Source organism: Streptomyces rugosispiralis, assembly GCF_024505145.1.
Lineage (GTDB): Bacteria > Actinomycetota > Actinomycetes > Streptomycetales > Streptomycetaceae > Streptomyces > Streptomyces rugosispiralis.
Genome location: NZ_JANIAA010000061.1, coordinates 24,785 through 38,303 on the forward strand (window position 1 = coordinate 24,785; position 13,519 = coordinate 38,303).

Here is a 13,519-nt window from a genome sequence, read left to right on the forward strand (position 1 = left end):
GTGGACCGGTGTCACTTCGCCAGGCCCCAGTCCTCGAGGTTCCACCAGGGGCCCTCCACGGGGTTGATCGAGAGTGGTCCGCCGACGCGCTTGCCGGTGACCAGGACGTTCGGCACGGCGGCCAGCGGCAGCGAGGGGACGCTGTCGGCGATGAGCTTCTCCGCCCTGTGCGACGCCTCGATCCGGGCGGTGTCGTCCAGTTCGGTGTCCACCCGCTCCAGGACCGGGTCCAGGCCCGGGACGCGGATGCGCATGAAGTTGATGCCCGACTGGTGGTTGGCGGCGCTCGGGATGGCCGTGCCGCTGAAGGTGGCGGACAGGGTCGGGTTGGGGAAGGAGTCGGTGAGGTTCCACAGACCGAGCTGGAAGTCACCGGCGGGGGCGATCCTGCCGAAGATGTTCGCGGGCGTGGAGTTCTTGATCGTCATCCGGAACCCGGCCTTGGCGAGCTGGGACTGCAGGATCTGCTCGGTCAGTTCACGGCTCTGGTTGCCGGCCAGGGAGGTGACCGTGAACGCGGCCTTCTTGCCGTTCTTCGTCCAGAACCCGCTCCCGTCCTTCGTCCACCCGTCCGCCTTCATCAGCCGCTCCGCCTTGGCGGCGTCGGGCTGGTAGCCGGAGAAGTCGGTGGACGCGTAGCGGGAGAGCAGCGGCGACTGGAAGCTCTGCGCCGGAGCGGTGACGCCGTACGAGCCGAACAGGCGCTTGACGATGGCCTCGCGGTCGACCGAGTAGGCGAATGCCTTGCGCACGGCGGACGAGTCGAAGGGGAACTTCGCGTTGTTGAGCCACAGCGCCTGGAGGTTGCCGGTCTGCGACTGCACCTGCATCCGGGCCGCGCCGCCCAGCGCCTTGATCTGGTCCGCCGTGGTGAGCTGCGGGGTCGGGTACAGGGCGTCGAAGGTTCCGCCGGAGAAGGCCTGGATGGCCGCCGAGGTGTCCGAGGCGAACTGGAAGGTGACCTTGTCCAGATGGGGTTTGGGGCCCCAGTAACGGTCGTTGGGGACGAGGGTGACGGAGACGCCCTTCTTCCAGGACGCGATCTTCCAGGGCCCGCCGCTGAAGCTGTAGCCGTCCTTCATGACGGCGCCGCGGTCCTTGCCCCGGAGGAGGTGGGAGGGCAGCACCCCGTAGCCGGCGCCGAAGAGCTGCTTCCAGTTGCCGTACGGAGACCTGAGCGTGACGACGGCGGTGGTGCTGTCGGGGGTGGCGATCGACGTGATGCGGTCGTAGCCGCTCTTGTCGAAGATCGCCTTGCTGTCGCGGACCTGGAGGGCGGTGTACTTCAGATCGGCCGAGGTGATCGGCTTCCCGTCCGACCAGACGGCCTTCGGGTTCAGCCGGTAGGTGATCCGCTGCTGCTTCCCGACCAGTTTCGTCGTCGGTTCGTATGCCATGAGGTTCGAGGGGACCGGTGTCCAGTTCTTGCCCTTGAGGCGGACGTCGAAGACCTGCGGGATGGTCTGGGCCTGCATCAGGTAGGTGCCCCAGACGGAGGCGCCGCAGGTGCCGATCCAGTCGGCGCAGTCGGGTTCCTGTTCGGCGCCTATGACGAGGCTGCCACCGCGTCTGACCGGGACGTCCGTGCCGGTGTCCGACAGTGGTGCGGCGGCCCCCGAAGTGCACGCGGTGGCGGTCAGCGCCAGGGCCGCGAGGAGGGCGCCGGCTGTCGGGAATCTGGCCGGGAACCGGCTCTGGACGGTCGCTGTGAGCGGTTGAGGCATGGCTGGAAACCTTCCGTGGCGAAGCCGTGGGCTCATCGTAGGGAGCCGTCCAGGACTTAGCAATGGAGATAGGCTAGTAACTATGCGTTCGCATTGCCCAGGCGTGTGGATCACGTTTCGGGGCGAGCGATAGGGTCGCGACGGCGTCCCGGAGGACGAGGGAAGGGAAGCGCATGGGTGAGGCGCGTACGGGCGGCGGCAAGGGTGCCGCGGCGGGCGGGGGCCGGCGGCGGCTGGCGCGGGACACGCTCAGCAGACGCGTCATCCTGGACGCGGCGGAGAAGGTCGCCTCCCGGGACGGTCTGGAGGCGTTCACCTTCCAGGCCCTCGCCAAGGAACTCCACGCCCATCCGACCTCGCTCTACCGGCACTTCCGGGACAAGGACGAGCTGATCCTGGAGCTCATCGACGACCTGCGGGCGCGCTCCTACGGCGGACAGCTCCAGGCCACCGACTCCTGGCGCGACGACCTGCGCACCCAGGCCCGGTACATCCACGAGCACTATCTGCGCTATCCCGTGTTCGCCTGGCAGATGGCGGCCCGTACGACCCGCAGACCGACCGAGTTCGCCAATGTGGAGTTCGCCCTCGACTGCCTGCACCGCGCGGGCCTCGACGACGACGAGGCGGTGATGTTCGTACGTGTCTTCGGGAACGTCATCCGCTCGCTGTCCGCCATGGAGGCCGGACTCCACGCGCTCGACCCCGACTCCCGCGACCGGGACACCCTGGCCTGGGAACTCGAGTACCGCCGCCTCCCGGCGGACACCTACCCGCGGCTCGCGGGCCTGACGGCGCCGCTGACGGCGATCGGCGATCCCAAGATCTTCGACCACGCGATCGACATGCTGCTGGACTCGGTGGAGGCCAGAGTGCGGGAGAAGGCGGCGGAGGGGTAGCCGGCCGGAAGGGACCGGCGGTTCGCGCGATCAAGGCGCACGGTCGGCGAGGAGGCCGGCGATCAGGGCCGTACGGTCCCCGACGGAGGCCAGGTCCACCCACTCGTGCCGGGCGTGCGCGCCGCCGCCGTCCGGGCCGAGGCCGTCCAGGGTGGGCACGCCCAGGCTCGCGGTGATGTTGCCGTCCGAGCCGCCGCCGACGCTGGTCTCCGTGACCGGGGCGAGCCCCAGCCGCTCGGCGGCCGCGCGGGCCGAGAGCAGCAGGTCGACGGACATCCCGCGTTCCAGCGGACCGCGGTTGACACTGCCCTGGAAGGCGAGTTCGGCGCCGGGTTCCCGGGGACGCAGCGCCCGTAGCGCCCGTTCCACCCGTTCCAGTTCAGCCCGTTCCCAGGCCCGGACGTCCACGTCCACGAACGCCTGCTCGGGGACGGTGTTGGTGGTGGTGCCGGCGCCGCCCACCGTGGGGGTGACGGTGGTTCCTCTGTCGCGGTCGGCGAGATCGCTGATCGTCAGCACCTGGTGGGCCAGTTCGACCAGCGCGTTGACGCCCTTGTGCGGTTCCAGCCCGGCGTGCGCGGCTCGGCCACGCACATCGAGCCGGTACTGTGCCACGCCCTTGCGCGCGGTCTTGAGCGCGCCTCCCTCGCTGGGCTCCAGCACCAGGACCGCCCCGCACGCCGCCGCGGCCTTCTCGACGAGGGCGCGGGACGTGGCCGAGCCCCGCTCCTCGTCCCCGGAGACGACCATGCTCACGTGGGAGACGTCCCCGGCCGCCCCGAGCGCCTCGAAGGCGAGCGCGAGGCCCGCCTTCATGTCGAAGACGCCGGGACCGGTCGCCCGCGACCCCGTCACCGTGAACGGGTTCTCCGCCAGGGTGCCCAGTGGCCACACGGTGTCCGCGTGCCCGAGCAGCAGCACCCGGCCGCTCCTCGGTACGGCGGGGTCGGCGCCGGGCCAGTGCAGATGCGGCACCCCGTCGCGGACGACCCGCCGGGGGCGGCCCAGCGAACTCCCCGCCCAGGCTTCGAGCAGGTCGTAGACGTCGTTCAGCCCTCGGGTCCATCCCGACGGCGTCTCGATGCCCACCAGTTGCCCCAGTCGCCGGGTGAATCGCTCGGGGGCCGTGGAGCCGGAACTGAAGGACAAGGGAGCTCCTTGTGAATCGATGACGGTCCCGTCGGCACCGGGCCGACGGGATTCCGGGACCATCACCATGCTCCTAGTCTAGGAGATAGTCAATCTCCGTTGCTATACGGGAGCCGCGCCATGACACATGACGAGACGGCCCCCGCCGAAGCGGGGGCCGTCCGGGGCAGGTAGCCGGGGGGAGGCGGCTACCTGTCCGGCTGGGTGGCTCGGGGTCGAGCGGTCACCGGAGCGGAAGGGCGGGGGCGGTCACCGGATGAGGCCGGTGACCGGATGGGCGGTCACCAGATCAGGGCGTCGGAGGCGTCGCTCTGCCAGTAGCCGACCTCCGCCCCGCGGCCGACCTCCACCGAGTCGCCCGGGAGGTCGACGGTGCGGCGGTAGTCGGCGCCGGGGAGGGAGACGGTCAGCCCGGTGGCCTTACGGCCGTCGGCCGGGCCGTCCGCCGCGGAGGTGGTCAGTCCCGCGTAGCCGCTCTCGCCCGGGGCCAGCGTGACGACCGACTGGGGCCGGGTGTCCGCGGCCTCCGGCAGGGCCGGGTCCGCGTCGTCGAACCGCACCGCCGGGAAGCCGGTGAGACGGCAGGCCGCGCCGGACTGGTTGGTGATCTCCAGCAGGAGGTGATTGGCCGGGCGGGGGACGGAGGTGACGCGCACCGACATCGTGTCGAGGCGGCAGGCCCCGGCCGTCCCCTCGGCGGCGCTGTCGGCCCGCAGACCGCCCTGGGCCCCGGCGTCGGCCCCGCCGCCCGTCGGCGTGTCCCGCCCGGCGCGCCGGGCGCCGTCCTGGAGGCCGTCCTCATGGGCGGCCGGGACGGCCGGGGCGACGCTCTCCGCCGCGCCGGCCGTCCGCACGCCCGACGCGTCGGCGGTGCCGCACGCCGCGAGGGTGATGCCCGCGGCGACGACCGTCAGTCCGGCAGCGACCGAGCGCAGGGTGCCGGCGCGGTGGGCGAGGCGAGCGGTGGTGAGCGGCATGGCGGGTCTCCCCTCAGCGGGCGTTAGGGCGTTCTCCGGTACGGCTCAAGCCTGTCCGGACCGGCTGCCGTTCGGCTGGTGAACGGCTGCCGCCCGCTAACGCCTCGCTAACGCCCCGCTGTTCGCCGCCGCTCAGCCCCCTTGTGACGGCCCGCCAGGGGATCCGCCAGGCGCTCCGCCAGGGGGTCCCCCGGCGGCTCCGCCGGGCGCCTCGCCCGGGGCGTCGCGGTCGCTGCCGTCGCCCTGGGCGAAGAGCTTCACCAGATCGCTCATCACGTAACGGTTGGTGGCCTCCTCGTCCAGCAGGTGCATCTCCGCCAGCCGCTCCAGGGAGTCCTGGATCAGCTCGGGGTCCGCGCCCGACAGCGCGGCCGCCTCCGCGGTGTTGACTTCCCGCGCGAAACCGGCGCCCAGGGCCCGCAGCAGCTGTGCGTCGTCCGCCGAGAGCCGGGCCACCGAGTTGCGCAGCGCGGCGGCCACTCCGGTGTCCTCCGCCGACAGCAGCGCGAGCCGGCGGCGCTCGTCGCGCAGCGCGGTCGCCAGCCGGGCCAGCCGCCAGCGGGGCCGGGCCATCAGCTGGGCGGAGGCGGCGCGCAGCGCCAGCGGCAGCCCGTCGCACAGCGCCACCAGCTCCCGCGCGGCCTCCGGGTCCTCGGCGACCCGGGCGGGCCCCAGCAGCGCGCCCAGCAGGCCCACCCCGTCCTCGGGGCCGAGGGCGTGCAGCCGCACCGGGCGGGCGGCGTCGGTGGCGATCAGCCCGTCCAGCCTGCTGCGGCTGGTGACCAGCGTGGCGCAGTGGGGGCCGCCGGGCAGCAGCGGACGCACCTGGGCGGAGCTGCCCGCGTTGTCCAGCACCACCAGCAGCCTGCGGCGGGCGGCCAGCGAGCGGTACAGCGCGGCCGCGGCCTCGGGCGAGGTGGGGATCTGCTCGGCCGGGGTGCCGAGCGCCAGCAGGAACTCGCGCAGCACCTCGGCGGGCAGCACCGCCTCGCCGCCGCTGAAGCCGCGCAGATCCGCGAAGAGCCGTCCGTCGGGGAAGGCGGCGGCGTGGGCATGGCCCCAGTGGACCGCAAGACCGGTCTTGCCGACCCCGGCGGGCCCGGTGAGCAGCCCGATGCCGCCCGCCTGGGGGTAGCCGCCGGAGCCGTCCGCGGCACCGCCCTGGGCCGGTTCCGCGGTGCCCAGGGTCAGCCGGGTCAGCTCGGCCAGCTCCGCGACCCGGCCGTGGAAGCCCGCCGGGGGCCGGGGGAGCAGCTCGGGCACGGGCGCCGAGGCGGCCGCGGACAGCGGATGGTGCGGGGTGGCCGCCGCCGGTTGCGCGCCCGGCTGTCCCGAGGCGCCCGGCTGCTGCCCGGCGGCCTCGGCGCCGCCCCGCGGCCCGTCCGCCGCGGGGGCGGCCCGCAGGATCTCCTGGTACGCGGCGCTCAGCCGCTGGCCCGGGTCGACCCCCAGGTCGTCGTCGAGCAACTGCCGGGTGCGGTGGAACCAGGCGATCGCGTCGGACTGCCGCCCGGAGCGGTACAGCGCCAGCATCAGGGCGGCGATCAGCCCCTCGCGCAGCGGATTGGCGACGGCGGCGGGGTGCAGGGCGCGCACCGCCTGCTCGTACTCGCCCAGGCCCTCGTGGGCCCGCGCCAGGGCCTCCACGGCGCTCAGCCGCCGCTCCTCCAGGGCGTGCGCGGCCGCCGCGAACGGCGGGCTGGCCACGGTCCCGGTGAGCGCCGGGCCGCGCCACAGGCCGAGCGCCTGCCGGAGCAGCTGGACGGCCTCGCCGGGGGCGGACTCCGGGCTGGCCTGGGCGGTCAGCTGGTCGAAGCGCTGGGTGTCGATCAGGGATTCGGGGATGCGCAGCAGATAGGCGGAGCTGTGGGTGGCCAGCTCGACGCCGTGGTCCTCGGCGCCGCCCTCGGCCAGGGCCGCGCGGAGCCGGGAGACATGGCCCTGGATGACGGTCCGGGCGTGGGCGGGCGGCTCGTCCTCCCACAGGCTGGATATCAACTGCTCCACGGACACCGTCGCGTTGGGCCGCAGCAGCAGCATCGCCAGCACGCTGCGGCGTTTGGCGGGCCCCAACGGAAGCTCGACGGGTGCTGCTTGCGGGCCCGCGGTGACGGTCACCGGACCCAGCAGGGAGAAGTCCAACTCAAGCCCCCAGAAAGGCGTGCAGTGCCTTGGCCAGCAGCCGCGGGTCCTGTGCTCCGCACAGCTCCCGGGCCGAGTGCATGGACAGGATCGCGATACCGATGTCGACGGTGGCGATGCCGTGCCGGGCGGCGGTGATCGGGCCGATCGTGGTGCCGCACGGCATCGAGTTGTGGGAGACGAAGCTCTGCCAGGGGACGCCGGCGCGCTCGCAGGCGGCGGCGAAGACGGCTCTCCCGGCGCCGTCGGTGGCATATCTCTGGTTGACGTTCACCTTCAGGATCGGGCCGCCGTTGGGCCGCGGGTGGTGGCCCGGCTCATGGCGCTCCGCGTAGTTGGGGTGGACCGCGTGGCCGGTGTCGGAGGACAGGCAGACGGTGCCCGCGAAGGCCCGCGCCCGCTCCTCGTACCCCCCGCCGCGGGCGAAGACCGAGCGCTCCAGCACCGTGCCGAGCAGCGGGCCGTCGGCGCCGGTGTCGGACTGGCTGCCGTTCTCCTCGTGGTCGAAGGCGGCCAGCACGGGGATGTACGTCAGCTCCTGCTGCGCGGCGGCGATGAGCGCGGCCGTACCGGCGTGCACGGAGACGAGGTTGTCCATCCGCGGCCCGGCGACCAGCTCGCGGTCCCGGCCGAGGTAGGCGGGCGGCTCGACGCTGTGGGTCATCAGGTCCCAGCCGGCGATCTCCTCGGCCGCGACCCCGGTCTCCTCGGCGACGAAGCGCATCAGGTCGCCCTCCTCGACGCCGCCGAGCCCCCAGATGGGCGTCATATGGCGCTGCTTGTCGAGTTTGAGGCCCTCGGTGTTGACCGATCTGTCGAGGTGCACGGCGAGCTGGGGCACGCGCATCAACGGCCGGTCGACGGTGACGAGATGGTCGGAGCCGTCTCTGAGGGTGATCCGGCCGGAGAGCCCGAGGTCGCGGTCGAGCCAGGTGTTGAGCAGCGCCCCGCCGTAGATCTCGACGGCGATCTGCCGCCAGCCGTGCGCACCGGTGTCGGGAATGGGTTTCACCCGCAAATTGGGAGAGTCGGTGTGAGCGCCCACAATCCGGTACGGAGTGGCGGCCTCCGCCCCCTCGGGGACGTACCAGGCGATGATCGCGCCACCGCGCAGCACGAACCGTCCACCGGCCGTCCCGTCCCAGGGCGCGGTCTCCTCGATCCGGCGGAACCCGGCCTTCTCCAGCCGCTCCGCGGCGCTCGCCACGGCGTGGTACGGCGAGGGGCTGGCGCGGAGGAAGGACATCAGGTCATCGGTGTGGCCGCGGTCGATGCCGGGTTGTGCGCTCATGTGCTCAGCATAGATTCGCCGGGGGTCGGCTCGCCCTGGTACGGGAGCGGCGGCCATCCGTGGGGCCACGTTGATCCAATCTGATGAAAGCACGTCAGCTAAGGCGAGAAGTCGGGCGAATCGGTCGATATTCCCTGTGATCAAGCAACGTCGCACTGAGTCGTAACTCGAGGGGATACCGGATGCGCGTTCTTCGACACCTGCTTGTCGTCCTGGGGTCGTTGCTGCTGCTGTGTGCCGGCGGACCGGCAATGGCCAAGCCCGTCACGGACTTCACCGCGGGGCTGGCCCCCGTGGCGTCTCCGGAGCCGGTGGCGGCGCCCTCACCCGGCCCGCGGCCGGTGGGCGGCGGGGACGGCGAGGGCAAGGGTCACCCTCCCTGTACCACCACGAACCGCATCGGGGGGACCAACACCGCACCGAATCCTCCGCTCGACCGCTACTACTCGGGCGACTGGCGGCTCGGACCCGCTCAGCTCCCCCGCTCCGGCGCGATCGGGCGCATGCTCGAAGGCTATGAACGACTCGACCGCTTCCCCACCTCCTCCGCGTTCCTGGGCTGCTACTGGGACGATCAGACCAACGGCTGGTGGTACCCGTACCCCGACGGCTGGGTCCTGCTCAACGGGTCGCCCCTGCACACCACGGTCCGGCTGAAGGTCGGCCAGAAGGTCGACTTGTTCGGGAGCGGTTTCGGCCACTTCCTCGCCCCGGCGGGCACGCCCTACGCCGACCGCGCGCTGCCGCCCAGCAGCCTCAACACCCTCGACCCGGCGTATCCGCACGGCTATCACCTCTACGAGGTCACCGAACCCTTCCTGGTCGAGGGCGGCCCCATCCGGCCCTGGTTCGGCCAACCAGGCTTCGGTCTGCAGTATCTGACCGGACCTTCGATCCCCCAACTCGTCGCGGCCGGTAATCTCCGCCCGCTCAACTGAGGGCGGATCCTGGACCGGTGGACAGAACGGAACTCGTCCGGACCCTCCGCGACGAGCAGGTACCGGACGCGCTGTACGACATCCCGGGTGTGCAGGACATCCCGGTGCGGCCGGACGCGTACTACTACCTGCGGCCCGCGCCGGACGGCGGCTGGGAGACCGGCCTGCGGGAGCGGTCCCTGGACCGGGACACCGGCCGGTTCGCCACGGAGGACGAGGCGTGCCGGGATCTGCTGGCGAAGCTGAGGGCCCGCCCGCGCCCGCCGGAGGGCGGCGGCGAGTCGATCGACGAACTCCTCGCACAGGGCGAGGAGCTCAGGCGGTGGGCCCGCGAGGAGGTCGAACGGGCACTGCGGGAGCGGCCGCCCGGCGATGACGAGCGATGACGGCGAGCGATGACGAACGGTGACGAGCGACGACGAGCGGTGACGAGCGGTGACGGCCAGGGCGAGCGGTGACGACCAGGGCGAGCGGTGACGACCAGGGCGAGCGACGACGGCGTGAGCGCGCACAGCCCAGGGGGCCGGCCGCCCCGCTGGAGGATGGGACGGCCGGCCCCCGGACGCTGTGAGGGAGGCCCTTAGAACGCGGCCTCGTCCAGGTCCATCAGACCCTTGTCGACCGACTCGGCCAGTGAACGCTGCACCGAGACGCCCGGCAGCACCTCATGGGCGAAGAACTTCGCGACGGCGATCTTGCCCTCGTAGAAGGAGCGGTCCTTGGTGGACGCGGTGCCCAGCTTCTCGGCGGCCACGGCCGCGCCCTTGAGCAGCAGGTAACCGATGATCACGTCACCGGAGGCCAGCAGCAGCCGGGTCGAGTTGAGACCGACCTTGTAGATCGAGCTGACGTCCTGCTCGGTGGCGGCCAGGTCGGTGAGCATCGCGCCGACGATCGCCTCCAGGTCCACCGCGGCCTGGGCGAGCTGGTCGCGGGCGGCCTCCAGGTCCTCGCCCCCGGCGGCCTCGGCCAGGAACTTCTTGATCTCCTCCGAGACGACGGTCAGCGCCTGCCCCTGGTCCCGGACGATCTTGCGGAAGAAGTAGTCCTGGCCCTGGATGGCGGTGGTGCCCTCGTAGAGGGTGTCGATCTTGGCGTCCCGGATGTACTGCTCCAGCGGGTACTCCTGGAGGTAGCCGGAGCCGCCGATGGTCTGCAGGGACTGCGCCAGCTGCTCGTACGCCTTCTCCGAGCCGTAGCCCTTGACGATGGGCAGCAGCAGGTCGTTGAGGCGGTTCACGGCCGAGGTGTCCTCGCCCGCGGCCTCCTTGACCAGGACCTCGTCCTGGACCGAGGCGGTGTAGAGCACCAACGCGCGCAGGCCCTCCGCGTACGCCTTCTGCGTCATCAGCGAGCGGCGCACATCCGGGTGGTGGGTGATGGTCACCCGCGGCGCGGTCTTGTCGGTGAAGGCCGCCAGGTCCGGACCCTGCACCCGCTCCTTGGCGTACTCCAGCGCGTTGAGGTAGCCGGTGGAGAGGGTGGCCATGGCCTTGGTGCCGACCATCATCCGGGCGAACTCGATGATCTTGAACATCTGGCGGATGCCGTCGTGCTTCTCGCCCAGCAGCCAGCCCTTGGCCGGGTGGTCGGCGCCGAAGGTCAGCTCGCAGGTGTTGGAGACCCGCAGACCCATCTTGTGCTCGACGTTGGTGGCGTACACGCCGTTGCGCTCGCCGAGCTCACCGGTCTCCCAGTCGAAGTCGTACTTGGGGACGACGAACAGCGACAGACCCTTGGTGCCGGGCCCCGCACCCTCGGGACGGGCCAGCACGAAGTGGATGATGTTGTCCGAGAGGTCGTGCTCACCGGAGGTGATGAACCGCTTCACACCCTCGATGTGCCAGGTGCCGTCCTCCTGCTGGGCCGCCTTGGTGCGGCCCGCGCCGACGTCGGAACCGGCGTCCGGCTCGGTCAGCACCATGGTGGAGCCCCACTGCTTGTCCACCATCAGCTGAGCGATCTTCAGCTGCTCCTCGGTGCCCTCGTCGTGGAGCACCCCCGCGAAGGCCGGGCCCGAGGCGTACATCCAGATCGGGGCGTTGGAGCCGAGGATGGTCTCGGCCGAGCCCCACAGCAGCGAGCGGGGGCAGGCGGTGCCGCCGAGCGACTCCGGGACGCCCAGCCGCCACCACTCGGCCTCCATGTAGGCCCGGTAGCTCTTCTTGAACGACTCGGGAAGCGGCGCCGTGTGGGTCTTGGGGTCGTAGACGGGCGGGTTCCGGTCGGAGTCGGCGTAGCTTTCGGCCAGCTCGTGCTCGGAGAGCCGGGATATCTCGGCGAGCACGCTCTTGGCGGTGTCGACGTCCATCTCCGCGAACGGTCCGGTGCCGTACACCGTGTCGCGCCCGAGCACCTCGAAGAGGTTGAACTCGATGTCGCGGAGATTCGACTTGTAGTGCCCCATGGCGACGGCTCCGTAAGGATCGGGAGGCCAGGACCTCTGCGTTGACGCGTATCAGATCAGCTGATGCCATGATGCTACCCGTGGGTAATAAAGGGCAACCCTCAACCGGGTAACTGTGACTCAGTACGCTTCTGCGCATGTACGGCTACGACCAGAACGCGAGCGCAGGGCAGGGCTACGCCGCCCCGCCGCCTCCGCCGCAACAGCAGCCGCATGCGTCACATCACGCGGCGGGTGCGGGGTACGGCCAGCAGCCGCTCTACCCGGAGCCCTCCCCGCCGTCGCTCGCCGACGCGGTGCGGGCCTTCACCACCGGATCGATGTCGGCCGAGGACTTCCAGCAGATCTTCGCCGGGTCGAAGGTCTACTGCCCGCGTGGTGACAACCCCGGCTTCCTGGCGCTGCACAACACCCAGCAGCCGGTGATCCCCATGTTCACCTCGCTCAAGGAGTTGCGGAGGTACGCGGGCAAGGAGTCCAAGTACTTCGTGATCACCGGCGCCGAGGTGATCGATCTGCTGCCCACCGGCTACGGCTTCGTCCTCGACATGGAGGGCGAGCACCGGATCGTCTTCGATGCGAAGGCGGTGGAGCAGATGGTCGACTTCGCCATGCGCCGCATGTACGGCTAGATCGGGATACGTCCCGATATCACCGGTTGCCTCGCAGGGCGCTCGGGTGGAAATAAAGACCCTCTTGCGGGTCGTTCACCGTTCAATTAAGTTGAATGGTGAACGACCGAGGAGGCCGTCATGCCCGCAGTGACCGTAGAGAACCCACTGACCCTGCCGCGCGTCGCGGCACCCGCCGAGGCACGACAGCGCCCCGTGCTCGCCGTCACGACCGCTCCCAGCGGTTTCGAGGGCGAGGGCTTCCCGGTGCGCCGGGCCTTCGCCGGTATCGATTACAAGCACCTCGACCCGTTCATCATGATGGACCAGATGGGCGAGGTGGAGTACGCGCCGGGCGAGCCCAAGGGCACCCCCTGGCACCCCCACCGCGGCTTCGAGACCGTCACCTACATCATCGATGGCGTCTTCGACCACCAGGACTCGCAGGGCGGTGGCGGCACGATCACCAACGGTGACACCCAGTGGATGACGGCCGGCTCCGGCCTCCTCCACATCGAGGCCCCGCCGGAGTCCCTGGTCGTCTCGGGCGGTCTCTTCCACGGCCTCCAGCTGTGGGTGAACCTCCCGGCCGAGGACAAGATGATGCCCCCGCGCTACCAGGACATCCGCGGTGGCCAGGTCCAGCTGCTGACCTCCCCCGACGGCGGCGCGCTGCTGCGCGTCATCGCCGGTGAGCTGGACGGTCACGCCGGTCCCGGCATCACCCACACCCCGATCACGATGGTGCACGCCACGCTGGCTCCGGGCGCGGAGATCACCCTGCCGTGGCGCGAGGACTTCAACGGCCTCGCGTATGTGCTCGCGGGCCGCGGCGCGGTCGGCGCCGAGCGGCGTCCGGTCCACCTGGGCCAGACCGCCGTCTTCGGGGCCGGTTCCGCGCTGACCGTGCGCGCGGACGAGAAGCAGGACTCCCACACGCCGGACCTGGAGGTCGTCCTCCTCGGCGGCCGGCCGATCCGGGAGCCGATGGCGCACTACGGGCCGTTCGTGATGAACACCCGCGCGGAGCTCCAGCAGGCCTTCGAGGACTTCCAGAAGGGCCGGCTCGGCACGATTCCGGCGGTGCACGGGATGTCCGAGGGCGGAATGTAAGGCTCGCCGGGACGAGATGCGAACGAGCCCCGTCCGGATCCGGACGGGGCTCGTCGGCGCTTACGGGCGGATCACCCGTCTTTCCGCGTTGTCTCAGTGTTGCCCGGCGCGACGCTTCCGGGTCGCGAACGCGGCTGCCGCGCCCGCACCGGCCAGCAGGGCGCTGAGGGAGACGATCTTCAGCAGGCCGGACGTACCCGTGTTGGCCAGTGAGCCACCGCCGCCGCTGGTCCCCGAGCCTCCGCTGGTCCCCGAGCCTCCGCCCGTT

11 protein-coding genes are annotated in these 13,519 nt (G+C 71.4%); 5 read left to right on the forward strand and 6 right to left on the reverse strand.

What is annotated here, in order from left to right:
• Positions 1-11 precede the first annotated feature (11 nt).
• Positions 12-1,724, reverse strand: coding sequence for an ABC transporter substrate-binding protein (locus NP777_RS44120; RefSeq protein WP_256655835.1), 1,713 nt, complete (start codon positions 1,722-1,724; stop codon positions 12-14).
• A 173-nt stretch (positions 1,725-1,897) separates the two neighbouring features.
• On the opposite strand from NP777_RS44120, the gene NP777_RS44125 reads away from it, so the two are divergent.
• Positions 1,898-2,623 (forward strand): TetR/AcrR family transcriptional regulator, encoded by a 726-nt coding sequence (locus NP777_RS44125; protein WP_256655836.1) that lies wholly within the window; start codon positions 1,898-1,900, stop codon positions 2,621-2,623.
• A 30-nt stretch (positions 2,624-2,653) separates the two neighbouring features.
• Here the strand turns inward: NP777_RS44125 and NP777_RS44130 are convergent, their stop codons facing one another.
• From NP777_RS44130 to NP777_RS44145, 4 genes are all read right to left on the reverse strand, one after another.
• Complete coding sequence (locus NP777_RS44130; protein ID WP_256655837.1) at positions 2,654-3,772, reverse strand: M20/M25/M40 family metallo-hydrolase; 1,119 nt, start codon at positions 3,770-3,772, stop codon at positions 2,654-2,656.
• A gap of 281 nt (positions 3,773-4,053) precedes the next feature.
• Positions 4,054-4,749: a DUF4232 domain-containing protein gene (locus NP777_RS44135; protein WP_256655838.1), complete on the reverse strand. Its 696-nt coding sequence runs from the start codon at positions 4,747-4,749 to the stop codon at positions 4,054-4,056.
• A gap of 132 nt (positions 4,750-4,881) precedes the next feature.
• Complete coding sequence (locus NP777_RS44140) at positions 4,882-6,891, reverse strand: AfsR/SARP family transcriptional regulator (protein ID WP_256655839.1); 2,010 nt, start codon at positions 6,889-6,891, stop codon at positions 4,882-4,884.
• A gap of 1 nt (position 6,892) precedes the next feature.
• Positions 6,893-8,182 (reverse strand): M18 family aminopeptidase, encoded by a 1,290-nt coding sequence (locus NP777_RS44145; protein WP_256655840.1) that lies wholly within the window; start codon positions 8,180-8,182, stop codon positions 6,893-6,895.
• A gap of 182 nt (positions 8,183-8,364) precedes the next feature.
• Here NP777_RS44145 and NP777_RS44150 point away from each other — a divergent pair, with 182 nt between their 5' ends.
• The gene (locus NP777_RS44150) at positions 8,365-9,120 is read left to right on the forward strand and encodes a TNT domain-containing protein (RefSeq protein WP_256655841.1); all 756 of its coding nucleotides are present in this window, start codon (positions 8,365-8,367) and stop codon (positions 9,118-9,120) included.
• Positions 9,121-9,137: 17 nt separating this feature from the next.
• Complete coding sequence (locus NP777_RS44155; RefSeq protein WP_256655842.1) at positions 9,138-9,506, forward strand: hypothetical protein; 369 nt, start codon at positions 9,138-9,140, stop codon at positions 9,504-9,506.
• 194 nt (positions 9,507-9,700) lie between these two features.
• Here NP777_RS44155 and NP777_RS44160 read toward each other — a convergent pair whose 3' ends face one another.
• Entirely contained in the window at positions 9,701-11,527 is a 1,827-nt protein-coding gene (locus NP777_RS44160; protein WP_256655843.1) for an acyl-CoA dehydrogenase, read from the reverse strand.
• A gap of 137 nt (positions 11,528-11,664) precedes the next feature.
• Between NP777_RS44160 and NP777_RS44165 the strand changes: the two genes are divergently transcribed.
• Together NP777_RS44165 and NP777_RS44170 are read left to right on the forward strand one after the other, a co-directional pair.
• On the forward strand, positions 11,665-12,159 hold the full coding sequence (locus NP777_RS44165) for an SseB family protein (RefSeq protein WP_020869891.1): 495 nt from the start codon (positions 11,665-11,667) through the stop codon (positions 12,157-12,159).
• A 120-nt stretch (positions 12,160-12,279) separates the two neighbouring features.
• Positions 12,280-13,251, forward strand: a complete 972-nt coding sequence (locus NP777_RS44170) for a pirin family protein (protein WP_256655844.1) — start codon at positions 12,280-12,282, stop codon at positions 13,249-13,251.
• Positions 13,252-13,519: the final 268 nt, after the last annotated feature.